General features: G+C 62.3%; 20 protein-coding genes. 8 read left to right on the plus strand and 12 right to left on the minus strand.

Features of this window, described 5'->3' with window-relative positions; translation table 11 throughout:
• Positions 1-238: 238 nt before the first annotated feature.
• Positions 239-2719, plus strand: coding sequence for a transglycosylase domain-containing protein (locus EAO39_RS01005; protein ID WP_120970549.1), 2481 nt, complete (start codon positions 239-241; stop codon positions 2717-2719).
• 187 nt (positions 2720-2906) lie between these two features.
• On the plus strand, positions 2907-4397 hold the full coding sequence (putP, locus tag EAO39_RS01010) for a sodium/proline symporter PutP (protein WP_120965398.1): 1491 nt from the start codon (positions 2907-2909) through the stop codon (positions 4395-4397).
• Positions 4398-4496: 99 nt separating this feature from the next.
• Here the strand turns inward: putP and EAO39_RS22415 are convergent, their stop codons facing one another.
• The 3 genes from EAO39_RS22415 to EAO39_RS01020 all read right to left on the minus strand — a co-directional run bounded on the left by EAO39_RS22415 (position 4497) and on the right by EAO39_RS01020 (position 8731).
• Positions 4497-4649 carry a hypothetical protein gene (locus tag EAO39_RS22415; protein WP_162989464.1) on the minus strand — a complete coding sequence of 51 codons (153 nt, stop codon included), beginning with the start codon at positions 4647-4649 and terminating at the stop codon, positions 4497-4499.
• A 186-nt stretch (positions 4650-4835) separates the two neighbouring features.
• Positions 4836-5627, minus strand: coding sequence for a tyrosine-protein phosphatase (locus tag EAO39_RS01015; protein ID WP_120965400.1), 792 nt, complete (start codon positions 5625-5627; stop codon positions 4836-4838).
• A 161-nt stretch (positions 5628-5788) separates the two neighbouring features.
• A complete protein-coding gene (locus tag EAO39_RS01020) occupies positions 5789-8731 on the minus strand; it encodes a DNA topoisomerase III (RefSeq protein WP_120965402.1) in 2943 nt (980 codons plus the stop codon).
• 118 nt (positions 8732-8849) lie between these two features.
• On the opposite strand from EAO39_RS01020, the gene EAO39_RS01025 reads away from it, so the two are divergent.
• The 3 genes from EAO39_RS01025 (at position 8850) to EAO39_RS01035 (ending at position 11097) form a co-directional block, all read left to right on the plus strand.
• Entirely contained in the window at positions 8850-9353 is a 504-nt protein-coding gene (locus EAO39_RS01025) for an SET domain-containing protein-lysine N-methyltransferase (protein ID WP_120965404.1), read from the plus strand.
• Between the two features lie 139 nt (positions 9354-9492).
• Complete coding sequence (locus EAO39_RS01030; RefSeq protein WP_120965406.1) at positions 9493-10326, plus strand: biotin--[acetyl-CoA-carboxylase] ligase; 834 nt, start codon at positions 9493-9495, stop codon at positions 10324-10326.
• A gap of 3 nt (positions 10327-10329) precedes the next feature.
• Entirely contained in the window at positions 10330-11097 is a 768-nt protein-coding gene (locus tag EAO39_RS01035; RefSeq protein ID WP_120965408.1) for an SPOR domain-containing protein, read from the plus strand.
• A 99-nt stretch (positions 11098-11196) separates the two neighbouring features.
• On the opposite strand, the gene EAO39_RS01040 is transcribed toward EAO39_RS01035, so the two are convergent.
• The 4 genes from EAO39_RS01040 to EAO39_RS01055 all read right to left on the minus strand — a co-directional run bounded on the left by EAO39_RS01040 (position 11197) and on the right by EAO39_RS01055 (position 15106).
• Positions 11197-12174: a tripartite tricarboxylate transporter substrate-binding protein gene (locus tag EAO39_RS01040; RefSeq protein WP_120970551.1), complete on the minus strand. Its 978-nt coding sequence runs from the start codon at positions 12172-12174 to the stop codon at positions 11197-11199.
• Positions 12175-12281: 107 nt separating this feature from the next.
• Positions 12282-13733: a sensor histidine kinase gene (locus tag EAO39_RS01045; RefSeq protein ID WP_120965410.1), complete on the minus strand. Its 1452-nt coding sequence runs from the start codon at positions 13731-13733 to the stop codon at positions 12282-12284.
• Between the two features lie 88 nt (positions 13734-13821).
• The gene (locus EAO39_RS01050; protein WP_120965413.1) at positions 13822-14499 is read right to left on the minus strand and encodes a response regulator transcription factor; all 678 of its coding nucleotides are present in this window, start codon (positions 14497-14499) and stop codon (positions 13822-13824) included.
• 115 nt (positions 14500-14614) lie between these two features.
• Complete coding sequence (locus tag EAO39_RS01055) at positions 14615-15106, minus strand: MarR family transcriptional regulator (RefSeq protein ID WP_120965415.1); 492 nt, start codon at positions 15104-15106, stop codon at positions 14615-14617.
• Between the two features lie 139 nt (positions 15107-15245).
• On the opposite strand from EAO39_RS01055, the gene recA reads away from it, so the two are divergent.
• Complete coding sequence (recA, locus tag EAO39_RS01060; RefSeq protein ID WP_120965417.1) at positions 15246-16358, plus strand: recombinase RecA; 1113 nt, start codon at positions 15246-15248, stop codon at positions 16356-16358.
• Positions 16359-16491: 133 nt separating this feature from the next.
• Positions 16492-16947 (plus strand): recombination regulator RecX, encoded by a 456-nt coding sequence (gene recX / locus EAO39_RS01065; RefSeq protein ID WP_120965419.1) that lies wholly within the window; start codon positions 16492-16494, stop codon positions 16945-16947.
• An 11-nt stretch (positions 16948-16958) separates the two neighbouring features.
• On the opposite strand, the gene yddG is transcribed toward recX, so the two are convergent.
• Positions 16959-17870: an aromatic amino acid DMT transporter YddG gene (gene yddG / locus EAO39_RS01070; protein ID WP_120965421.1), complete on the minus strand. Its 912-nt coding sequence runs from the start codon at positions 17868-17870 to the stop codon at positions 16959-16961.
• Between the two features lie 224 nt (positions 17871-18094).
• Here yddG and EAO39_RS01075 point away from each other — a divergent pair, with 224 nt between their 5' ends.
• Positions 18095-18496 carry a YkgJ family cysteine cluster protein gene (locus tag EAO39_RS01075; RefSeq protein WP_120965423.1) on the plus strand — a complete coding sequence of 134 codons (402 nt, stop codon included), beginning with the start codon at positions 18095-18097 and terminating at the stop codon, positions 18494-18496.
• Between the two features lie 22 nt (positions 18497-18518).
• On the opposite strand, the gene EAO39_RS01080 is transcribed toward EAO39_RS01075, so the two are convergent.
• The 4 genes from EAO39_RS01080 to EAO39_RS01095 all read right to left on the minus strand — a co-directional run bounded on the left by EAO39_RS01080 (position 18519) and on the right by EAO39_RS01095 (position 25133).
• Positions 18519-19919 carry a HAMP domain-containing sensor histidine kinase gene (locus EAO39_RS01080; protein WP_120965425.1) on the minus strand — a complete coding sequence of 467 codons (1401 nt, stop codon included), beginning with the start codon at positions 19917-19919 and terminating at the stop codon, positions 18519-18521.
• Positions 19919-20623 carry a response regulator transcription factor gene (locus tag EAO39_RS01085; RefSeq protein ID WP_120965427.1) on the minus strand — a complete coding sequence of 235 codons (705 nt, stop codon included), beginning with the start codon at positions 20621-20623 and terminating at the stop codon, positions 19919-19921. The genes EAO39_RS01080 and EAO39_RS01085 overlap by 1 nt, the downstream gene beginning before the upstream one ends.
• A 138-nt stretch (positions 20624-20761) precedes the next feature.
• Positions 20762-22042 (minus strand): TolC family protein, encoded by a 1281-nt coding sequence (locus EAO39_RS01090; RefSeq protein ID WP_120965429.1) that lies wholly within the window; start codon positions 22040-22042, stop codon positions 20762-20764.
• The gene (locus EAO39_RS01095) at positions 22020-25133 is read right to left on the minus strand and encodes a CusA/CzcA family heavy metal efflux RND transporter (protein WP_120965431.1); all 3114 of its coding nucleotides are present in this window, start codon (positions 25131-25133) and stop codon (positions 22020-22022) included. The genes EAO39_RS01090 and EAO39_RS01095 overlap by 23 nt, the downstream gene beginning before the upstream one ends.
• Between the last annotated feature and the right edge of the window lie 7 nt (positions 25134-25140).

Raw genomic sequence — 25140 nt, forward strand, 5'->3', positions numbered from 1 at the left:
ACAGCTCGCGCGGGCTGCCTGCCGCAATCGGGCTAAGCCGTTTTGCCACCCGCCAGAGCCGAGCCCGCAAAATACCGGGGCTGTCTGCGTAGAAAAGACCGCCACCCCAAGCAAACTGCCTTGATTTTGGGCATTCTTTGCGCTTTCGCCAATCCGCAGCCCAGTGCTGCCCTGCTCCGTGCGCCTGTCCGTGAACGATTTCAAAGAAAAACTGGTGGCCTCCATAGCTGCGCTGTGGATGCGCTGGCGCGCCAGCGCCCTGGGCCAGCGCATTGCCGATCTGCCCTGGTGGCGCCGCCTGCCCACAGGGCGTGAATGGCTGTGGTTTGCGGCGGCAGTGCCGGCCCTGTCCCTGCTCTATGTGCTGCTGCTGATTCCCTTCACCCCCAGCATCAGCGACCTGCGCAAGGCCAAGCTGGAGCAGCCGGCGCAAATCCTCAGCGCCGACGGCAAGCTGATCGGCGAGTTCAAGCGCAGCAACCGCCAGTGGGTGCCACTGGCGCAGATTTCGCCCTCGGTGGTGAAGGCGCTGGTGTCTACCGAAGACCACCGTTTCTACCAGCACCACGGTATGGATTTCACGCGCACCGTGGGCTCGATGATTCATACGCTGGGCGGCAATCCGCAGGGCGGCTCCACCATTACGCAGCAGCTGGCGCGCAATCTCTACCCCACGGAAATCGGCCGGGCGCGCAACCTCAACCGTAAATTGAAGGAAGCCATCACGGCCTTCAAGATCGAGGCGCTCTATACCAAGGACGAGATTCTCGAGACCTATCTGAACACCGTGCCTTTTCTCTACAACGCCTATGGCATAGAGATGGCGGCGCGCACCTATTTCGACAAGCCGGCGGCCAAGCTCTCGGTGCTGGAAAGCGCCACCCTGGTGGGCATGCTCAAGGGCAATGCCTATTACAACCCGGTGATGAATCCGGACCGCGCCATCTCGCGCCGCAACACGGTGCTGGCACAGATGGTCAAGCGCGGCGAGCTCAAGGACGATGAGTTCGAACGCCTCAAGAAACGCCCCATGCGCCTGAACTTCGAGCGCCAGGAAGAGCCCACGGGCATGGCCCCACATTTTTCGCAGCAGCTGCGCAAATGGCTGATCGCCTGGGCCGACAAGAACGACTACAACATCTACACCGACGGCCTGATCGTGCGCACCACGCTGGATTCGCGCCTGCAGAACTGGGCCCAGCAGGCGGTGAACCGCCAGATGCAGACGCTGCAAGGCATTACCAACAACAACTGGAACCACGCCGACGGCTGGAATGCCAACAACCCGCTGGTGGTGCAGCTGGTGCGCGAAAGCGATGCCTTTCGCAAACGCATGAAGAGCGCCAAGACCGAGGACCTGAGCGAGCAGGAGGTCGTCAAAAAACTGCTGGCCGACAAGAGCTTCATGAAGGAGCTGCGCACGGACAAGACGCGCATACAGGCCGGCTTTGTGGCCATGGACCCGCGCACCTCGGCCGTGCTGGCCTGGGTGGGCAGCCGCGACTATGCGTTGGATGCCTTCGACCATGTGGCGCAGGCGCGCCGCCAGCCCGGCAGTACCTTCAAACCCTTTGTCTACGGCGCCGCCCTCAAGGACGGCCTAAAGCCCGAGGACAAGCGCCGGGACGAGGCGGTGGAAATCGCTCTGCCCGGCGGTGAGATCTGGCGCCCCTCCGATGCCTCGGCCCCCACGGGCGTGGAACTCACGCTCAAGGACGCCCTGGCCTATTCCAAGAACACGATTACCGCCAAGCTGATGCAGGAAGTCGGCCCGACCTCCGTCATCAAGCTGGCGCAAAGCCTGGGCGTACGCCAAAGCCCGCTGGAGGCCGTTCCGGCCCTGGCTCTGGGCGCCAGCCCGGTCACGCTGCTGGAGATGGTCAACGCCTATGGCAGCCTGGCCAACCAAGGCGGCTATATACCGCCGCAGTTGGTCACCCGCATCGAGAATTCCGACGGCGAAGTGCTGGCCGAATTTGCCCCACCCAAGCCTCAGCAGGCCTGGGATGAGGAAGAGAACTACGCCCTGGTGGACATGTTGCGCGGCGTAATCGACAAAGGCACGGGCCGCGCCATTCGCCGCCAGTACGGCATACGCGCCGATGTGGCCGGCAAGACCGGCACCACCCAGGGCAATGCCGACGGCTGGTTCATCCTCATGCACCCGCAGATCGTGACCGGTGCCTGGGCCGGTTTCAACGATGCGCGCATCACCATCAAGAGCGATCTCTGGGGCCAGGGTGCGCGCAGCGCCCTGCCCATGGTGGGCGACTTCATGCACCGCGCGCTGGCCAGCCCGCTGCTCAATGCCAAGGCCCAGTTTGTCCAACCCGAGTCCAGCCATTGGTGGGGCAATCTGGTGGACCGCCTGCGCGAGAAGCTGCAGCAATGGGCCGGAACCGATGAGGACGCCGGCAAGGACGAGGGCAAGGCCCCGCCACCCGCCAGGCCGCAGCCCGCCGACACCCCGGTGGAGATTGAGGAGAGCACGCCCGCCCTGCCCTCTTCCAACGCTCCGGCAGCGCCGACGCCGGCTCAGGGTCAGGACGGCCCGGATCTGGATACCAGCCCGGGTCTGGCTCCGCCGTCTGCACCACCCTCTCCGCTACCGTCTTCGACGCCATCGCAGTCGGGGTCGTCCACGCCGCCCGGCTGGAGCGATGTGGGCACGCAACTGCCGCCCCTGGCTCCGTTACCCGTCCCGGCAGCACCGCAGTAAGCGCTTGATTTCACGACAAAGGGCCAGGCTGCAGGCGCGCCTGCAGCCTTTTGTCCTACTGGGCTGTTGAGAAGCTGTTCCAATACCGGCCTGGCCTTGCCCTGTGCGACCTATCCGGTTCACCTGTGCGAGGCCTTCTTGCGCGCCCTCACTACCGTGGAGTGTGCCGCGCCGAACCGGAGCCTCCATGACCGCCAATACACCAACGCTCGTCACCTTCGCCATCTACCTGCTGGCCATGTTTGCCATCGGCTGGATGGGATACAAAGCCACTTCCAGCCTCTCCGATTACATTCTGGGCGGACGCAGCCTGGGGCCCGTGGTCACCGCGCTCTCGGCTGGTGCCTCGGACATGAGCGGCTGGCTGCTGATGGGCCTACCGGGTGCCGTGTTCGTGCAAGGCCTGTCGGCCTCGTGGATTGCCATAGGCTTGTGCCTGGGCGCCTGGCTGAACTGGCGTTTTGTGGCGGCGCGCCTGCGCGTCTATACCGAGAAAGTGGGCAATGCGCTGACGCTGCCCGACTACTTCACCAACCGCTTTGAAGACCGCAGCAATCTGCTGCGCATCGTCACCGCCATGGTGATTCTGGTGTTCTTCACGATTTACTGCGCTTCGGGCGTGGTGGCCGGTGCCCGCCTGTTCGAGAGCATGTTCGGCATGGACTACCAGACCGCCCTGTGGGTGGGCGCCATCGCCACCATGGCCTATGTCTTCATCGGCGGCTTTCTGGCCGTGAGCTGGACGGACACCATCCAGGCCTCGCTGATGATCACGGCGCTGATTCTGGCGCCGCTGATGGTCATCTACGCCGACGGCGGCGTGGGCGCCAGCACGGCCATCATCGCGACCGCCCGCAGCGGTGCCTTCGACATGTTCCAGGGCCAGACGGCGATTGCCGTGATCTCGCTGCTGGCCTGGGGCCTGGGCTATTTCGGCCAGCCCCACATCCTGGTGCGCTTCATGGCGGCGGAATCCCTCAAGACCATTCCCCATGCCCGCCGCATCGGCATGAGCTGGATGGTGCTGTGCCTGGGTGGCGCCGTGTCCGTGGGCTTTTTCGGTATCGCCTTTTTCGGCAGCCGCCCCGATCTGGCCGTGGGCGTGAACGGCAACGCCGAAACCGTGTTCCTGGAAGTCGCCAAGCTGCTGTTCAACCCCTGGATCAGCGGCGTGCTGCTGGCTGCCGTGCTGGCCGCCGTGATGAGCACCCTGTCCTGCCAGCTGCTGGTCTGCTCCAGCGCCCTGACGCAAGACATCTACAAAACCTTTTTGCGCAAGCAGGCCGGCCAGAAAGAGCTGGTCTGGTTCGGCCGCGCCATGGTGTTTGCCATTGCCGTCATCGCCATCGTGATTGCGCAAGACCCGGACAGCAAGGTGCTGGGCATGGTCAGCAATGCCTGGGCCGGCTTTGGTGCGGCCTTCGGCCCGCTGGTGCTGCTGTCGCTGCTGTGGGGCCGCATGACGCGCAACGGCGCCCTGGCCGGCATGATCGTGGGCGCCGTGACGGTGCTGGTCTGGCAGAACTACCAGTGGTTCAAGCTCTATGAAATCGTGCCGGGCTTTGCACTGTCCAGCCTGGCCATTATCGTGGTCAGCCTGCTGGGCAAAGCGCCTTCGGCCGAGGTGCAGAAAACCCATGCCCAGGTGAACGCCGAAATCGCCGCACACGGCGAGTAAACACTCGCCATACGCTCGCAAAAAAGCCCCGCCTGCATGGTTGCCGGTGGGGCTTTTTTTATGGGGCTTGTCCAATTGCAGCAACAGCCGCAGCGGTGTTTAACGCGTGTGGCTGATGTTGGTATCGATGGTGCCAAACACCGTGACGCCGCTTTGACTGCTTTGGCCCGATTGTGTGGGGGTGGTGCCTGAGCAGGCGGTCAGTGCGGCCGTCAGCAAGGCGGCGGCTGCCAATGAAATCCAGGTTCGCATGTCTCTCTCCAGTACGCCCGACTCGATATTCGGGACCATTGCCCCATGGTAACCCCTGGAAAAATACCCCAGGTCGGCGCAACGAATCTGGGGTATTTCAGAGTGTAAACACACTCAAAACTTGGCTTAATTTGTGCTCAAGATCAATGCAATCAAACGTATGAAGCTATCGAATCAGGAGTTTCTTCAAGCTTCCAGATACAGCTGCGCCAGGCGCTCGCGCGCGGCACGGTCCACACCCAGCACCTCGGTCAGATAGCGGTCCACCGAGCCGCTTTGCGCGCGCACCACATCGACCGAGGCCATCAGATAGGAAGGCTGCACCCGCCACAAGGCGTCCAGCACCTCTTCGGACATGTTGCCGTACATCGACGCCGGACGTTTGAACAGCTGGTTGGTCAGCAGATAGTCTTCCATGATCTGCTGCTCATCCACACCCAGTGCGGTCAGCAGCAGCAAGGCGGCCCAGCCCGTGCGGTCCTTGCCGGCCGTGCAATGAAAGACCAGCGGCTCATCGCTGACCTGCAGCAGGGCAAAGAACTCCGCAAAGCGGTGGCCGTAAACGTTCACAAAGCTGCGGTAAGTGTCGTGCATCAGCTCCTCGGTGGTGCCTGCCGTCAGCTCCTCGCCTTGGCTCATCATGGCCTGGGCACGCTGCACCACGGTGGGCTCCACCACCAGGGCATGGCGGGCAATGCTGGGCCACTGGTATGCCAAATGCAGGCTCTCGCCCGAGCCGCGAAAATCGGCGCTGCGCTTGACGCCCAGGGTTTGGAGCTGGGCCAGATCCTCGGGCGTCAGGTGAGCCAGATGGGCCGAGCGATACAGCTTGCGCCAGTGCAGGCTGCGCCCGTCCAGCCCCCGGTAACCGCCCAGGTCGCGGAAGTTGGAAGCACCAGACAGGGCAATGGGGCGGCTGAGGTCTGGGGCCTCAGCGGTTGCGACCGAGGTCGCCAGCAGATCGTCGTTCAGTTGCATAACAAGATTTATAGCTGATTGCCGAGTAGCGCCTGTGTCGCAAAGGTCACCCAGAAAAAGCAGCGGGCAGGCATGGGCAGCATCGAGCGGCACAGCCGGGCACAAAAAAGCCCCGTGCAGCTCAGACGGCTGCACGGGGCTTGATCGCACCGGTAGGCTGATCAGCTCACATGCTTGCCGACGATGCCGGCGAGTTCGAACATGCTGACCTGATCCTTGCCGAACACGGGCTTGAGCTTGGCATCGGCGTTGATGGCGCGCTTGTCCTTGGCGTCCTGCAAGCCGTTGGCCTTGATGTAGTCCCACAGCTTCTTGATTACTTCGGGGCGCGATGTCGCCTCGCCGCCGATCACCGCAGCCAGCTCGGCACTGGGCTTGAGCGTGGCGCTTACGGTGCGGGGCTTTTTGACGGCTGGAGTCTTGGCAGCCGTCTTGCTCGCCGCCTTGGTGGTTTTTGCAGCCGCTTTTTTGGCTGCAGCGCCCGTCTTGCTTGCGCCAGCAGCTGCAATCTTGGTAGCAGCAGCACCGGCGGTCTTGCGAGCCGGGTACTTGCTTTCGCGCTGCTCGAACTCGAAGTTAACCTTGCCCGCAGCCGCATCCCAGACCAGGAAGGCCTTGAAGTTGCGGCGGGTGCGGTTGGAGACGAACTTCTCCAGCAGATCGGTCTTGCCGGTGGAGAGCAGCTTGATCATCTGCTCGCGCTCTATGGGCTGCTGCAAAATGATCTGGCCGCTCTTGAAGTCGCAGCTCGGTGTGGGCTGCTCCTGCGTAGGCACGGCCTTGCCGCAGACATAGTTGGCGCCATGCTCAAACACGGACGAGCCGCACTTGGGGCATGGGCCCAGAGACTGCTGACCGGAGAAGTCCACGATTTCGCCGGACTCTTCTTCCTTGTCGTCGCCAAAGTCGAACTCGAACTTATAGTTGCCGTTCTCCTCGTCGCGAACGATGGTCACTTCGGCCGTGAACGGCCAGCCGGCCTTGGAGCGGAAGCCTTCCAGCGGGCCGATGCGGCGGTCGCGCAGCAAGGCCTCGGCCTCAGCGGTTTCAAAGGTGCGGCCGGCAGGCGATTTGGTGAACGAGAAGCCGCAGCCTTCGCTGGAGCCATTGGCACCCGTGCAAGCGTAGCGACGGTAGTTTTCCTTGACCACGCCGCCGCAGTTGGGACATGGCGTTTGCAGCGTGGCGTAGTCACCGGGAATGGTGTCGCGGTCGTATTCCTTGGCTTTCTTGACCAGCTTTTCGGTCATGGCCTGAATCTGCTGCATAAAGGCTTCGCGCGAGAGCTGGCCTTTTTCCATTTGCGAGAGCTTGAACTCCCACTCACCGGTCAGATCGGCGCGGCACAGCTCCTCAACCTGCAGGCCGCGCAGCAGCGTCATCAGCTGAAAGGCCTTGGCCGTGGGAATCAGCTCGCGGCCTTCGCGCAACATGTATTTCTCGGTCAGCAAACCTTCGATGATGGCCGCGCGCGTGGCAGGCGTGCCCAGGCCTTTTTCCTGCATGGCTTCGCGCAGCTCTTCGTCGTCGATCTGCTTGCCGGCGCTTTCCATGGCGCCTAGCAGCGTGGCTTCGGAGTAGCGTGCGGGCGGCTTGGTTTTCAGGCCCTTCACATCGGCATGGTCGGTGCGCGGCTGCTCGCCGGGCTTCACCGCGACCAGAGGCTGGCCCTTGTCGCCTTCCTTGGCGTCTTCCACCTCGTTGGCGGCTTCCTTGCCGTAAATCGCCAGCCAGCCCGGTTTGACCAGCACCTTGCCTTCGGTCTTGAAGCTGTATTGATCCACCTTGCTGATGCGGGTGGTGACCTGGTACTCAGCGCTGGGGAAGAACACGGCCATGAAGCGGCGCACGACCAGGTCGTACAGCTTTTGCTCGGCCTCGGACAGGCCCGATGGCGCCTGCAGCGTGGGGATGATGGCAAAGTGATCCGACACCTTGCTGTTGTCGAAAATACGCTTGCTCGGGCGAATGTAGTTATCGTTGATGGCCTGCTGGGCAAACGGCGCCAGATGGCGCATGCCGCTGGTGGCCAGCATGTCGAAAGTCTGCTTGGCCACGGGCAGGTAATCCTCGGGCAGGGCGCGAGAATCGGTACGCGGATAGGTCAGCGCCTTGTGGCGTTCGTACAGGCTTTGGGCCAGGGACAGCGTGGTCTTGGCCGAGAAACCGAACTTGCCGTTGGCCTCGCGCTGCAGGCTGGTCAGATCGAACAGCAGGGGCGAGGCTTGCGTGGTGGGCTTGCTCTCTTCCGTCACCGTGGCGGGCTTGCCCTTGACGGCGGCGGCAATGGCTTCGGCCTGGGCCTTGTTCCACAGACGGTCGGCCCGGGCCTCGGGGTCTTCGCTCTTCCTCCACTGCGTGTCAAACCACTTGCCCAGGTACTGGCCGGCTTGGGCGTCGAACGTGCCGTGCACTTCCCAGTAATCACGGACGATGAATTTGCGAATCTTTTCTTCGCGCTCCACCACCAGCGACAACGTGGGTGTCTGCACCCGGCCCACCGTGGTCAGGAAGAAGCCGCCGTCACGCGAGTTGAAGGCCGTCATGGCACGCGTGCCGTTGATGCCCACCAGCCAGTCGGCCTCGGAGCGGCTGCGCGCGGCACTGGCCAGGCCTTGCATCTGCGCGTCGCTGCGCAGATTGTTGAAGCCGTCACGGATGGCTTGCGGCGTCATGGACTGCAGCCACAGGCGTTTGACGGGCTTGCCCAGACCGCCCTTGGCGCCGCCTGCGTATTGCTCGATCAAACGAAAGATCAATTCCCCTTCGCGGCCCGCGTCACAGGCGTTGATGAGTTCGGTCACATCCTTGCGCTTGGCCTGCTTGACCACGGCGTTCAGACGCGTCTTGGTCTTGTCCACGGGCTTCAAGTCAAAGCGCGGGGGAATCACCGGCAGGTTGGCAAAGCTCCATTTGCCACGCTTGACGTCGAATTCCTCGGGCGCCTGAATCTCCACCAGATGGCCGACCGCACTGGTCACCACATAGCTGTCCGATTCAAAGTAGTCATCGTGTTTCTCGAACTTGCCTGCCACAGGGGTCAGTGCACGGACGATGTCCTGTGCAACAGAAGGCTTTTCTGCAATCACCAGGGTTTTAGTCATTGTTTGTTCTCGTCGTCTTTAACCGCCTGCGCTCCGGTGTGGCGCTCAGGCTCATACAATCCGCTTCTCACGCGCGCGTACGCGCACATGTGTGCATATTCAAAGTATCAGAGAAATCATGCCCCGCACATCCCTGGCCCCTTCTGGGGGCCGTCGCATCCAGACTCGACGCTCCGGCGTGCATGGCAAAGGCGTTTTCGCCGTGCAGGATATTGCCGAGGGCGAGACGATTATTGAGTACGTGGGTGAAGTGATTGGCTGGCAGGAGGCACAGGATCGCCACCCGCACGACCCCAGCCAGCCCAACCACACGTTTTATTTCCATGTGGACGAAGACCATGTGATCGACGCCACGCACCAGGGAAATTCCTCGCGCTGGATCAATCACAGCTGCGGACCCAATTGCTATACCGACGAGCAAGACGGCCGCATCTTCATCGTGGCGCTGCGCAATATCGCAGCCGGCGAAGAGCTGAACTACGACTACGGCCTGATGGTGGAAGAGCGCTACACGCCCAAGCTCAAGGCCGAATATGTCTGCTGGTGCGGAGCATCCAACTGCCGGGGCACCATGCTCGCGCCCAAGCGCGGCTGGCGCCCGCCCATGCCTGGGGATCAATAGCGTCCCTTGATGCCCCTCTCTGCTTCACGCAGGGGGACGGTGCCTTCGCTGCGGGGCCGCCCTTGCCGGGCAACTCTGAACTGGGGCATGCTTGTTTTAGCCGCCTGCGTTGATGCAGGCCACTTTATGGACAACTGAAATGACTCAGCCCATTCACTGGAATGCCGAAGCCCTGTGGCAGCACATTGCCCCCCAGCTGCCAGGCTTCAGCGTGGAAATTCTGCCCAGCGTGGACTCCAGCAACACCGAACTCATGCGCCGTGCGCGCGACGGCCAGACCGATCCCGTTCTCTTGATTGCAGAGCAGCAGACGGCCGGTCGAGGCCGCCTGGGCCGCCAATGGGTTAGCGGCGTGGGCGATTCGCTGATGTTCTCTCTGGGCCTGCCCCTGACGCCCAGGGACTGGTCTGGCCTGTCTCTGGCCGTTGGCCTGAGCGTGGCCGAGAGCCTGCAGCCCCAGCTGCCGGCCGCGGGCAGCAGCATTCCCAGAATCGGCATCAAATGGCCCAATGATTTGTGGCTGGAAGGCGACCGCAAGCTGGCCGGCATCCTCATCGAAACGGCCAGCTTTGTGGGCAGCCATCAGCACGATGTGCACGCACCGCGCTATGTGGTGATCGGCATAGGCATCAATATCCGCCCCCGACCCGGCGACGGCATGCGCACCACGCCGGCCTGCCTGCAGGAGTTCGATGCCGCGCTGGATGCGCCCACGGCCCTGGCCTGCATCTTGCCCAATCTGGTGGCCCAGGTGCAAAGCTTTGCCCAGAGCGGTTTCGAGCCCCTGCTGTCGCGCTTTGCCCAGCGCGATCTGCTGGCCGGACGCGAAGTGGTGCTCAGCGACGGCAGCACCGGTCTGGCCCAGGGCGTGGCTGCCGATGGCGGCTTTCTGGTACGCACCGCCAGCGGCGTACAGGCGGTGACCAGCTCCGAGATCAGCGTGCGCCCGGCCAGCAGCCCGCTGCAGGCCTGAACCATGCTGCGACTTGTTTTTTTGCTGCTGGTACTGGCCAATGCCGGCTATTACCTCTGGAGCCACGGCCACTTGGCTGCGCTGGGCGCACAGCCGGCAACTCAATCCGAACCCCAGCGCCTGCAGCAGCAGATTCAACCCGACGCCCTGCGCGTGCTGCCGCCCGGTGAAGTCCCGGCTCCAGCCCTGCTCCCTGAAGTCAAGCCGGTCACAGAAGCTGAAAGCAAGCCGCAAGAAGAACCTCAAGAGGATTCAAAGCCCCCCAAGACCGAGCCAAAAACCGAGCCCAGGCCCGAAGCCAAAGCAGACACCAAGGAGGCCGAGAGCTGCTATCTGGCCAGCAATCTTGACGAGCGCCAGGTCGGCCATATCCGCCGCGCCCTGACCGCCAAGCCCAAGAGCCAGTGGGAGCTGATACCCAGCCATCAGGGCGGTCGCTGGATGGTGTACATGGGCAAGTTTCCCGATGCCGAGTTTCTAGACCGCAAGCGCGTCGAACTGCGCCTGATGGACATCGAATTTGACCGTGCCGGCGGCGCTCTGGAGCCCGGCCTGTCCCTAGGGCGTTTCTCCAGCGAAGAGGCCGCACAGCGCCAGCTGGCCACGTTTGCGCGCCAGGGCGTGCGCACCGCCCGTGTGGTGCAGGAGCGCGCCGAGCTGACCACCTATGCGTTGCGTCTGCCCAAGGCCACGGCCAGCTTCAAGCAGGAAGTGACGGCCTTGCTGGGCAAAAATCTGGAAGCCAAGGCCTTGCGCTCCTGCCCCAAGTAAAGCCCAAGCGAGCCACCAAGAAAAAGGCCTGCAATGCAGGCCTTTTTCAATGAAATCGACTGCTAGCCCAATCAATAAATGGGCTAGCAGCTATCACTTTTAGTCGATCTGAATATTGGCGGCAGCAGCCACCTTCTTCATCTTGGCCACTTCGCTAGCGATCTGCTTGGTGAAAGCAGCGCTAGAGGTGCCCGAAGGGTACAGACCTTGCGCGGCCATGCGTTGCTGAACTGCGGGGTCCTGCAGCGCGGCGACGATGGCTTTTTGCACGCGTTCCACTTGTGCGGCAGGCGTGTTCTTGGGGGCCACCAGGCCGAACCAGGAAGGATCGTTGAGGTCGGGATGACCGGTCTGGGCGTAGGTAGGCACATCGGGCAGCACGTCCAGGCGCTCGTGCCAGGACACGGCCAGGGCGCGCATCTTGCCTGCCTTGATGTGGGGCAGAGAGGCCGCAACCTGGTCGAAGTACACGGGCACCTGACCGCCCAGCACGTCGTTGATGGCAGGGCCGGCACCACGGTAAGGGATGTGGTTCATCTCGGTGCCTGTGCTCTTGAGGAACTGCACGCCCCACATGTGGCCGATGGTGCCGTTGCCAGGCGTGGCATAGGACACCTTGCCGGGGTTGGCCTTGAGGTAGGCCACGAATTCGGCAAAGGTCTTGACGGGGATGAGCTTGGGGTTGATCACGATCACGCCCGGAGCCTTGACGATTTCCGTCACGCCCACAAAGTCCTTGGTGGCGTCGTAAGGCAGCTTCTTGAACACGGCAGGGTTGACGCCGTGGGTGGACAGGGTGGCGATGCCGAAGGTCACGCCGTCGGTGGCACGGGCCACTTCAGCCATGCCGATGGAGCCGCCTGCACCGGCCTTGTTCTCGATCACCACGGCCTGGCCGCCCAGCAGCTTGGGCAGCACGTCCTGCATGTTGCGGGGAACCATGTCGGTAGCGCCACCGGCGGGGAAAGGCACGACGATGCGCAGAGCGCGCGAAGTATCCTGGGCCATAGCCAGACCAGGCAAAGAGGAAACCACGGCGGCTGCAGCAGCGGTGTGAATGAAATGACGACGTTGCATCAGAAAGGCTCCCGGATCCAATGAAATACCAAAAGCTTGCCTCCGGGGTGCGCACACCCTACGGGCAAGTCCTATAAAAATTCATTTTAGGGTAAGCAAGTATTTGCCTAGTACGCAGTTTCCGATATGCGCTGCGCAATAAATCGCACCGTAAACCGGGCGCCGCAGGGGTTTTGCCCCGGATTGGCGTCTTCCAGCAGCACTTGTGCACCATGTTGGCGCGCAATCTCCTGGACGATGGGCAGACCCAGGCCCGAGCCGTCGGCCTCGGTACCCAGCACGCGGTAAAAAGGCTGAAAGACCAGTTCGCGCTCGGTTTGCGGCACGCCGGGACCAGAATCCTCGACCTGCAGCAGCAGCACCCGGGCAAAGTGGTCTGCCAGCACGCGCACGGTGACCACGCCGGGTGCGCTGCTGCTGGAGGGTGTGTAGTTGATGGCGTTGTCCACCAGATTGCGTATCAGCTCCATCAGCAGCGTGGGATTGCCGTTGAGCCAGACGCCTGGCGTGCCAGCCTCTGCGCCTTCATAGCCCAGGTCTAGGTGCTTGTCCATGGCGCGCGGCAGGCAGTCCAGCACCACTTCGGCGGCCAGCTCCACCAGATTGCAGGGCTGCATGGCGGGCACGGCGCTTTCCGCCCGCGCCAGCGCCAGCAGCTGGTTGACGGTGTGCGTGGCACGAATGCTGGAGCGGCCGATCTGCATCAGCGAGCGCTTGATTTCCTCAGGGCTTGTGCCTTCGCGCTGGGCCAGATCGGCCTGCATGCGCAGCCCTGCCAGCGGCGTCTTGAGCTGATGGGCGGCATCGGCCAAAAAACGTTTCTGGGTAGCGATGGAGTCGTCGAGTCGCTCCAGCAAATCGTTGACGGAATCGACCAGCGGCACCACCTCCAGCGGCACATCCTTGTGGTTGATGGGCGAGAGATCCTCGGGCTTGCGGGCCCGTATGCGCTCTTCCAGCCGGTGCAGCGGCTTGATGCCGCGCGCCAGCGCCAGCCACACCAGCAGCGCCGCCAGCGGCAGGCTGACGAACTGCGGCAGCATCACGCCCTTGATGATTTCCGTGGCCAGCACGCTGCGCTTTTCGCGGGTCTCGGCCACCTGCACCAGAGCGTGCTGCTCCCCGGGCAGCGGCATGCGCACCCAGATATAGGCCACGCGCAAATCAATGCCCTTGTACTCCTCGTCGCGAAGCAGCACCGTGCCGGTGGCCGGTGCCTCTTCCGTTTCCGGCGGTCTGGGCAAATCGCGCTCACCGGCCAGATGCTCGCCCTTGGCACCCAGCACCTGGAAAAACACCGTATCGGAATCATCGGCACGCAGAATCTCGGTGGCCGACTGCGGCAGATTGAACTGCACCTTGCCGCGCTGCACGATGACCAGCTGAGCCAGGGCCTGGGCGTTGTACTCCAGCGCCCGATCGAAAGGCTTGTTGGCCAGGCCCTGGGCCACCAGCCAGGTCAGCGCCAGGCTGATGGGCCACAGCAGCAGCAATGGCGTGAGCATCCAGTCCAGGATTTCGCCAAACAGGGATCGCTGCTCACGCTGAAAGATCTTCATGGACAAGCGCTACGTAAGGTCAGAGGCAGCCAGCAAGGGCCGCCCCGCAGCAAAGGCTGCCGTCCCCTGGGGGAAGCGGCGCAGCCGCTCAGGGGGAAGATATTTTTTCAAGGCAATAGCCCAGGCCGCGCACGGTGGCGATGCGAATCGGCCCCTTCTCGATCTTCTTGCGCAAGCGGTGGATATAGACCTCGATGGCGTTGTTGCTCACCTCCTCGCCCCACTCGCACAGGCGGTCCACCAGCTGGTCCTTGCTGACCAGGCGACCGGCGCGCTGCAGCAGCACTTCCAGCAGACCGAGTTCGCGGGCCGACAGCTCAATCATCTTGCCGTCAATCGTGGCCACACGGCCGGCCTGGTCGTATACCAGCGGCCCATGCTTGATGGTGGAGCTGGCGCCGCCCATGCCGCGACGCGTCAGCGCCCGCACGCGCGCTTCCAGCTCGGACAGAGCAAACGGCTTGGCCATGTAGTCGTCGGCGCCGTAGTCCAGGCCTTGCACGCGCTCTTCGATCGAATCGGCCGCCGTGAGAATCAGCACCGGCAGCGCATCGCCGCGGCCGCGCAGGCGCTTGAGCACCTCCAGCCCATGCATCTTGGGCAGACCCAGATCCAGAATCAGCAAATCAAACTCGCTGTTGGTGAGCAAGGCGGCATCGGCCTCGCTGCCGCTGGCCACATGGCTGACCACGGCACCCGAGCTGCGCAGCGTGCGCAGCAAGCCATCGGCCAGCACCTGGTCGTCTTCAGCAATCAGTATGCGCATGGGGTTGTCTCCTGGTTATGTATGGCTGCCGCAGGGCAGGCAGTCTGCAAATCTGCGGCGCCTTTGCTGCCATTGTAGAGAGCGGCCCGCCGTCTGCAGACTCAACGGCAGCGCTTCAATAGCCTTCGGCATAGGCTTCCAGACCCAGAGCCACCACCGTGGCCACATCCTCGCCCACGGCCTCCCTAAATTCGGCCTGTGCCTGCGCGACGGCATCGTGAAAGGCTTTGAGCCATGCCAGCCCGCTTTGCGTGAAGCGCACCCGCTTTGCGCGCGCATCGCGCGCGTCGATTTCGCGCGTCACCAGACCCCAGGCCTCGCACTGGGCCACCAGGTCGGCCATGGCCTGTTTGCTCATGCCGGCCTTCTCGGCCAGATCGGTAAGCCGGTCTCCGGCCAGCGACAAATGCCTTGTGATGTGGATATGGGCAGCGCCCACCTTGTCGCGCGCCGCCAGATTGGACAGCGCCAGCGGCACCTCCAGATCGCGCGCCATGAGCTGCAGCACGCGCGCATCGAACCGGCGCATGGCATGGCCCAGCAAGCGACCCAGATGGGTTTGCCGCCAGGCATCGTCGGCAGGGGTCACGGGGGCGATTTCGGTCATTGATTAATAGTAAGGCAAACTGACTAAATATTTCAACACATGGCAAGTACAAGCCCATAAACTACTGTTCAAGCATCCAGTTCTGAAGCCAATACAGAGCTGACCCCAGACCGCCGCACCACCGACCCAGGAGCTAGATATGAACGCCACAGCCAAGTCCGCAGACGCCAACAGCGAAAAAGCCAAAGCACTGGCAGCCGCACTCGCCCAGATCGAAAAGCAGTTCGGCAAGGGCACCATCATGAAGCTGGGCGAAGGCGAAGCCATCCAGGACATCCAGGTGGTTTCCACCGGCTCTCTGGGTCTGGACATTGCTCTGGGCGTAGGCGGCCTGCCCCGCGGCCGCGTGATCGAAATCTACGGCCCCGAGTCCTCGGGCAAGACCACGCTGACGCTGCAGGTGATTGCCGAGATGCAAAAGCTGGCCGGCACCTGCGCCTTCATCGACGCCGAACACGCACTGGACACCGGCTATGCTCAGAAGCTGGGGGTGAACCTCAATGAGCTGCTGATCAGCCAGCCCGACACCGGCGAGCAGGCACTGGAAGTGGTGGACAGCCTGGTGCGCTCCGGCGCCGTGGATCTGATCGTCATCGACTCGGTGGCCGCCCTGACCCCCAAGGCCGAAATCGAAGGCGAAATGGGCGATGCCCTGCCCGGCCTGCAAGCGCGTCTGATGAGCCAGGCCCTGCGCAAGCTGACCGCCACCATCAAGAAGACCAACTGCATGGTCATCTTCATCAACCAGATCCGCATGAAGATCGGCGTGATGTTCGGTTCGCCCGAAACCACCACCGGCGGCAATGCGCTGAAGTTCTACGCCTCGGTGCGCCTGGATATCCGCCGCACCGGCACCATCAAAAAAGGCGACGAAGCCATCGGCAACGAAACCAAGGTCAAGGTTGTCAAGAACAAGGTTTCGCCTCCATTCAAGACCGCCGAGTTCGACATCCTGTTTGGCGAAGGCATCAGCCGCGAAGGTGAAATTCTGGACATGGGCGTGACCGCCAAGATCCTCGAAAAATCCGGTGCCTGGTATGCCTACAACGGCGAAAAAATCGGCCAGGGCCGCGACAACTCACGTGAATTCCTGCGTGAAAACCCCGCCCTGGCTTTCGAAATCGAAAACAAGGTGCGCGACAGCCTGGGCATTGCTCTGCTGCCCGGCGCAGGCAACAGCGATGTGCCCGAAGCCAAGCCCGCCAAGAACGGCAAGGGCAAGGTCGACAAAGACGGCGTGATCGCGGAATAAAACGCGCTGCGCACGGCAATGGCGCCTCTGAAACGGAGCGCGCCAGTTTTGAAATCTGGGTCTTGCCGCCCTACAGGTTGCCATCTTTGCGCAGGTTCGTCCTGCGCCTTTTTGTTTCTGGAGAACTGCTGACATGGGCTTTGCCAAGCTCTCGCTCAAGGGTCGCGCACTCAAGTTGCTGTCGCAACGCGAACACTCACGGCTGGAATTGCAGCGCAAGCTGATCGGGTATGTGGAGGAAGGCGATGACCTGAACGCCATTCTGGATGAGCTGGAAAAGCGCGGCTTCATCAGCGTGCAGCGGGTGGTGGAGTCTGTGATCCACAGCAAGGCGCGCCGCTATGGCTCGGCGCGCCTGGTGCAGGAGCTCAGAACCAAGGGGCTCGATGACGACACCCTGCGCAGCGCCGCCGAGCAGCTGCGCGATACCGAGCTGCAGCGCGCCCATGCGCTCTGGCTGCAGCGCTTTGGCAGCCAGCCGCAAACGCCGCAAGAGCATATGAAGCAGATGCGCTTTCTGGCCTCTCGCGGCTTTAGCGCCGAAATTGCCAGCAAGGTGCTGCGCGGCAAAGGTTTTGAAGAAGAGTGAAGCCGGGCGGGCTAGCCCATGCGTCGGGTTGCCATCCAGCAGATCAGCGAGCCCAGCGTCACCAGGGCCACGCCCTGCCAGAAACTCCAGCCCGGCAGCACCTGCAGCAGCGCACTAGCCATGAGGGCCGAGAGCACGGGCGTGAAATACGAGGCGGCGGCCATGATGGCCAGCTTGCCGTGCTGGATTCCATGCTCCCAGCAGCTATAGCCCAGCGCCGTCAGAGCCCCGACCAGAAAGACCTGCACGCCCGTGATCACAGACCAGTCCATGGTCTTGTCGACATCGAGCATCAGCCACTTGATCCAGAGCGCCAGTGCCGTCCACAAAACAAACAAGCCCACCGCGTTGAAGCCGCCGCCAAAACGTCGCGCCAGCAGGCTGTAGGCAGGCCATAGCAACGCCGCCGCAAACGCCATGCCATAAGCCACGGGATTGCCCTGCACATGAGACCACATGGAGCGCGCACTGAAGGCGTCTCCAGCCAGCACGCGCGCCAAGCCCCACAGGCATAGGGCCACGCCGGGCCATAGCCACCAGCGCGCGCTTTGCTGCTTGCACAACACGGCCAGCACAATGGTCAGACTGGGCCAAAGATAGTTGATCAGTCCTATCTCCATGGCCTGGGATCGGTCGTCTGCCAGGCCCACGGCCACCGACAGACAGATTTCGTACACCACGAACAAAGCGCCGCAGCCCCAGAAATACACGGGATGCATGGAACGCCATTGCCTAGGCCCTTGAATACCACGCGTCAGCGCGATACACACGGCGGCCATCGAATAAAGACAGGCTGCGCCGCCTACGGCCCCCAGGGGTTCGGCAATGGCACGCATCAGCCCCACGGTACAACTCCAGCACAGCACCGCCAGCAAGCCTATGGCTGTGGCCCGGGTCTGGACACTTGAAGAGGAGGAATTCATGGCGGGATACTCTTGAATCAATAGCTGCTTGCGCTTTGAGAATAAGCGCAAAACCGTTATTTGACTGGATATTTTGACTGGCATGAGGAGTTGCTGAGCGGCCCGGACTGAGGCCCGCCGATAGACCTGACAAGACATCAGGGGCGTTTGCGGGCTCTACCATCCAAGCGCGGTGCGGGCCGTATAGTGCGCCCTCTTTCTTCGCCCCTTGCAGCGCAAACACCATGAAATCCTCCATCCGTATCGTCGACGTGGATCGGCTCGAAACCTGGAGCAAATACAAAGCCGGCATGTGCGACAGCTGCGCCGCCAATTGCTGCACCATGCCGCTGGAAGTTCAGCTGCCGGATCTGGTGCGCCTCGAGCTGGTGGACCCGTTTGAAGTGGAAAACGTGGAGCCCAAGCTGATCGCCAAGCGCCTGCTAAAAGCCAAGCTGATAGACCACTACAACCCCAAGCACAATATCTTCACCATGGCGCGCCGCGCCGGCGGAGATTGCAATTTTCTCGACAAGAAGACCCGCCGATGCACGGTGTATGACAAGCGGCCGGAAACCTGCCGCCTGCACCCCAAGAAAGGCCCCAAGCCCGGCTTCTGCGCCTACGGGAACAGGGCGCTTTCCTGAGCAGTAAAAGCCTCAGAGGCTTTCAGGTCCGCGCCATGGCGGGCAACCAGATGCGCGCCTGCAATCCGGGTTGACGGTTGTGAAAACTGAGCTTGCCCCCGTGCAGCTGCACGATGGCCAGCACGCTGGCCAGACCCAGCCCATAGCCCTCTCTTTCGGAGTCGGCACGGAAGAAGCGGGTAGTCATTTTCTCCAGTGTTTTTTCGTCCACACCAGGGCCCTGGTCCTGCACGGTGATCTCCACGCCCGGCGCACCGCCTTCGCTGCCATGCTCGGCCGCCACACCGGCGTGCAAGCGCAAATCGGCACCATGCTCGCTGCCCGGAGCCGAGCCGTATTTGATGGCGTTATCCACCAAGTTGGCCACGGCACTGGCGATCAGATCGGCATCGCCCAAGGCCATGGGTTCGCCATGCACATCGAGATGCAACACCCCTCCCGCATCCTCGACCAGAGGCTCGTAGAAATCCACCACATCCACCAGCAGGGCCTTGATATCCATGGGCGCAAAGTTCTGACGACTGGCACCACTTTCCACCTCGGCGATCTGCAGCAGTTTCTCAAACACAATGCCCAGTTCCGCCACTTCTTCGGCCACTTTTTCCAGCACCGCAGACTGATCGACCTGGCCCGCCTGCTGCGCATTTCTCAAACGCAACAGAATGCGGGTCAGCGGCGTTCTGAGGTTGTGCGCAATCGTGTTGGAGACGTGACGTATGCCCTCCATCAGCTGCTCCAGCCGATCCAGCATGGTGTTGATGTCGCGGTTGAGCAAGGTGAACTCGTCATCGTTGCCCGTCACCGGAATGCGCTGCCTCAAATCACCGGCAGCGACACGCGACATGGTGCTGCGAATGTCGGCGGCTCGCTCTTCCACCACGCGCCTGAAGATCAGCGCACCGATGACGGCCATGATGCAGGCCGCAATCGCGGCCATCAGGCTGGCCTGGCCGAACAGCTCCTCCAGATTGCGCTGCACCTGCATATCACTGCCCACGGCCAGCAGATTGCCATTGGAAAGTTCGGAGACAGCCACCCGGCCGACGATCAGGCGCCCGTTGCGCTTGACGGTCAGCTCGCGCACCCCCATGGCGGTCAGGCGACGTGGCGGAAACACCTGCGCATTGGCCATGATGGGCGTGCCCTCAGGGTCCATCAGAATCAAGATTTCCGTGTCGGTGTTCACGCCATCGAGCAGGGTCTGGCGAACTTCAGTCTCCAGCGCATCCTGGCCATATTTGGCCAGATGCTCGGTCAGGCGACGCAGATGGTTCTCGGCCTGTTTGTCGAACTTGATGCGCACCACGCCCACCGTCTGCACATAAAAAACCGACAGCACAATCGCCATGGTCAGCACCATGAGCGCGCCATAGCTGAGCGCCAACCTGAAGGCCAGGGAGCTCCACGGTTTGACGAGGCGCATCAAACCACCTCGGGCAGTTCGTGGGGCTTGTCCGAAAGGCTGTAACCCACGCCACGAATGGTGTGAATGAGTGCCGGTTCAAAACCTTTGTCCACCTTGCTGCGCAGACGGCTGATGTGCACGTCGATCACATTGGTTTGCGGATCAAAGCGATAGTCCCACACCGATTCCAGCAACATGGTTCGCGTGACGATCTGGTGGGCATGCTGCATGAGAAATGCCAGCAGCCTGAATTCGCGTGGCTGCAGCATCAGGGGCTGGCCTGCGCGCTCCGCACTTCGGCTGAGCAAATTGATGCGCAGGTCGGCCACCCGCATCTCGCGCGTAGGTGCCGGAATTTGCGCGCGGCGCACCAGAGCTTCCAGCCGTGCCGAAAGCTCGGAAAACGCAAACGGCTTGGTCAGGTAGTCATCACAGCCGGCCTTCAGCCCTCGCACTCTCTCATCGGTAGCAGACAGTGCACTGAGCACCAGGACAGGCGTCTGTTTTCCCATGGAGCGCAGCGTCTGCAGAATCTGCAGGCCGTCAAAGCCATTGGGCAGCATGCGATCGAGAATGATCACGTCCCAACTCTCGCCCACGGCCTGGGCAATGCCTTGCACCCCGTCGCCGCAAACGTTCACGTAAGCGCCTTGCTGGCGCAAGCCTTCAGCGATGTACCGCGCATTGAGCGCATCGTCTTCGATGATGAGGTAGCGGTACATGCGATGTCTGTCGGTTGCCGGTTGCAAACAGACACTATACGGGGATGCAGCCGCATCCGCAGCGCAAGTAAATGTGATGGAGGATGCGGGTGGATCGGCAGGTTCTGGCAGTTCCACGCAAACCTCCCCTCTGGCCAATCAAGGCCGCACTTGCGGCAGATCGCCGCTGGCCACACGCACTTCCCACTCAGCGTCCAGCATGTCCTTGACCAACTCCAGGTGCTCCAGGCGGTGCTCGGTAATCGATGCCAGGGCATCCACCAGCTCCAGAATGGTGCCCTTGCCCAGCTTGTAGCCGTCCTGCGCCATCTGGTGCAGGGGCGAAATCTGGGCCAGTCCCACTTTTTCATAGTCCAGCACCGCGCTGCGACGGATACGCAGCTGCTCCAGCGCACGCTGCAGCTCGGACTGCGCAGCCAGCAAGGCGGCATCGCGCCGCAGCTCCGCCTGATCCGCCTCCACCTTGGCGCGGTCTATGACGCCTTTTTTGCGATCAAACAGCGGAATTTCCACCTGGATGCCGACTTGATTGAAGCTGCCATCGAGGCTGTTGCGTATGCGGGCCACACCGACTGTGGGCGTGGGCAAGGCCTCGCGCTCTTCCAGCCGGATTTTCTGTCTGGCCTGATCCAGCGCCGCCTGCGCCGCGCGCACCATGGGCAAACGCGTCTGCGCCTGATCCCACAAGCTGCCATACGCGGCTGGCGCATGGGTGGCATCGGCCTTCAGACTGCCCACCACGCGGGCCTGCCACTGGGGCAGATCGGCCAGCGCAGCCACGCGCGATGCAGAGTCTCGCAGCGCCGCCTGTGCCTTGCTTACCTGCATGGACATCTGGGCTTGCTGCAGGCTCAGACGCGCCCCGTCATAGCGGCTGCGCGTTCCGGCTTCAATCTGCCCTGTGACGATGAAGGCCGCTTTGTTCAGCTCTTCCTGCGCATGCTGCCATACCGCCAACCGCTGCTGGGCCACCAGCAGCTCGTTGAACACATGGGCGGCATCGTTCATGCTGCCGGCAGCAGCCAGATCGACATTGGCGGCGGCCGTCACCTCGCCCTTGCGCGCGTTTTCGATGCGCATGCCGCGCTGGCCAAAAATGGGCAAGGGCTGCTCCACACCCCATTCACGCTCGCCACGCTTGTTGCTGTAGTGCACGGAGGGGTTGGGGAAAGCCGATGCCGTGCGACTGTCGGCCTTGGCCAGATCAAGCTGCAGGCGGTCTGCAGCCAGGCCACGCTGGTTTTGCACCACCAGGCGCAGATATTCTTCCAGACTGACGGCCTGTGCCGGAGCCGCCACACCGCTTGCTGCAGGCAATGCCGACAATGCAGAGGGCTGAGCCTGGCTCCAGACCGCGCCGGAGAATGACGCAGCCACCAGTCCCATGGTCAGCCATTTATTCATTTTGTGCGCTTTCATCGCGTTCTTCCTGCGTCATCATGTTCTTGGGACCCAGCAGGGCATACAGCACCGGCAGCAGCACCAGCGCCACCAGAGGCAAAATCACCATGCCGCCGACAATCACCGAGGCAAATGGGCGCTGTGTCTCGCTGCCAACGCCCGTGGACAAGGCCATGGGCAGCAGGCCCAGCAGCGCCAGCAAAGCCACCAAGATGATGGAGCGCATGCGCTCTGCCGTGCCCTCGACCAAGGCCTGCATCATGGGCATGCCCTGGCGGCGAAATTCCTCCACGGAAGAAATCACCAGCAGCCCCGCCAGAGCCACCTGGCCCAGCAGCGCAATAAAGCCAATCGCCGCGCTGATGGACAGCTCGATATGCGCCAGATGCAAGGCCGCAATACCGCCCACCATGGTGAAAGGCGCGCACAGCAAGATGATGCCGGCGCTACGCGCCTGCCCCAGCGCACCGAACAGTAGGGCATAAACAATGAGCAGAGACAGGGGCACCACGATCTTCAGGCGCGAAGCCGCCCGTTGCTGGTTTTCCCACTCGCCACCCCAGATGGCCTGGTAGCCGTCAGGCAGCTTTACATGCTCCTTGAAGGTGGCCAGCGTGTCCTTGACCACCGAGCCTATATCGCGCCCTTCCACGTTGAATTTGAGCGCCATGTAGCGCGCATTGCCTTCACGGAAAATGGAGGAGTTGCCGATCTTGATGCTGACCGCACCTACCGAATGCAGGGGCACGGAGCCGCCATCGGGCAAAGGAATGGCGATGTTGCGAATGCGCTCTTCATCCATGCGGTCCACATAAGGCAGACGCACACGCACCGGCACGGGGAACTCGCCCTCCCACAGCGTGGTGGCTACATTGCCGGCCAGGGCCACTTCCAGCGTCTTTTGCGCCGTCTCCATGGCAATGCCCTGGCGTGCCAGAGCCTGGCGATCAAACTCCACATGCACCTGAGGCGCGGGCGCATCACGGTACAGATCCAGGTCCACCACACCTTCAATGGGTTTGACCAGAGATACCGTCTGCTTGAGTATGGAGCGCAGCGTAGGAATGTCGGGGCCGAACAGCTTCAAAACCACCTGACCACGCGCACCGGAAGTGGACTCTTCCACGCTATCGCGAATCGGCTGGGCGAAGTTGAATGCCACACCGGGAATTTCACCCAGAGTCGCCCGCATTTCCTCGATCAAAGCCGGCTTGTTCAGCCCTTTGCGCCATTCGCCATGGGGCTTGAGTCGCACCAGGGCCTTGGCAAGATTCAGGGTTTCGTTATCGGTGCCCGATTCGGGTCGCCCCTGCTCCGTGGTGACCGTGATCACTTCGGGAAAGACTTTGAGCCGCATGCGCACTTCGCGCAGCACTTCCTGGCCTTTTTCCAGAGAGATGGAGGCCGGCATCTGCACCAGCACATAGGCATCGCCTTCATCGAGCTCCGGCAGGAATTCGGTACCCAGCCATTTGGCCGAAACACCGGCCACCACCAGCACGCTGACAAAGGTGATCAACACCATGGAGCGGCGGCTGGCCGCAGACAGCACCTTGCCTATCCAATGCTGGTAGCCATGCTGCATGCGGTCGAACACCTTGGGCTCATCCACGATCACATGCTGCGGCTTGAGAAACAGCGCGCACAAAGCGGGCACCAGACCCATAGCAAATACCAGCGCGCCCAACAGCGCGAAGCTATAGGTCATGGCCAAGGGACGGAAGATGCGGCCTTCGATGCTTTGCAGCGAGAAAACCGGAATCAGCGCGGCAATCACGATCGCCATGGCAAACAGCGTGGGCTTGGCCACGGCGACTGCCGAATCCACGATGATGTGGCGCATGTCGTTGGCAGTCTGCGGCCTGCGATGGCGAGCATTGCGGATGATGTTCTCGGCCAGCACCACAGCGCCATCGACCATGATGCCGAAGTCAATCGCGCCCATAGAGATCAGGTTCGCCGGCATGCCCAGCCAGTGCAGGCCGATGAAGGCCACCAGCAAGGACAGCGGAATGACGGTGGCCACAATCAGCGAGCCGCGCAGACTGCGCAGAAACAGCCACAGCAGCGCCACGATCAGCGTGGCACCAAACAGCAGATTGTGCTGCACCGTCTTGAGGGTATGGCCCACCAGATCCGAACGGTCATAGTTGGTCACCATCTGCATGCCGTCGGGCAAGCCACCCTGGTTGAGCTCTTCCACCTTGGCGTGGATATCGTCCAGCACCAGCGAGGGATTGGCACCGCGCTTGAGCAGCACAATGCCTTGCACCACATCGTTCTGGTCATCCATGCCCACCGAGCCCTGGCGCGGTGTATGCGACTGCGAGACACGGGCCACGTCGCCAATCGTGACGGGCGCGCTGCCACGCATGGCCACCACGACTTCCTGAATTTCCTGCGGCGTGCGCAGCAAGCCAATGCCGCGAATGATCAGCGACTGCTCGCCGCGGCGCATGAGTCCGCCACCGACGTTGCGGTTGGACTTGGACAAGGCATTGCTCACATCATCCAGAGACAGGCCCAGGCTGTAGAGCTTGTCGGGGTCCACTTCCACATGGAATTCCTTGACGAAGCCGCCAATGCTCACCACATCGGCCACGCCCTGCACCTGCTTCAAGACCCGCACCACATGCCATTCCTGCTCGGTACGCAACTGCGCCAGCGTGTGCTTGTCGCTTTGCAAACGGTAGTAGAAGATCTTGCCCAGCGGCGTGTAATCGGGCGCCATTTCAGGCGTCACACCGTCCGGCAGATTGGCTTGCGGCAGCCGCTGAGAAACTTCGGCACGGGCGTTGAAGCTATTGGCCTCGTCGTTGAAGACCAAGTTGACCATGGCCAGACCAAAGTAACTCTCCGAACGCAGCGAAACCAGTCCCGGCGTGCCGTTGAGTTCGCGCTCCAGCGGCTGGGTGATCTGGCGCTCGACTTCCTCCGGGGCCAGACCCGGCGCCTGGGCAATCACGCCGACCTGCACATTGGTCACATCGGGGTAGGCCTCGATGGCGGTTTGCAGATAGGAGTACACGCCATAAATGGCAATGGCCAGGGTGGCACAAACAGCCAGCAGGCGTCGATGAACGACAAACGAAATGAATGAACGCAGCATGTGTGAA

Source organism: Comamonas sp. lk, from assembly GCF_900564145.1.
GTDB lineage: Bacteria > Pseudomonadota > Gammaproteobacteria > Burkholderiales > Burkholderiaceae_C > Comamonas.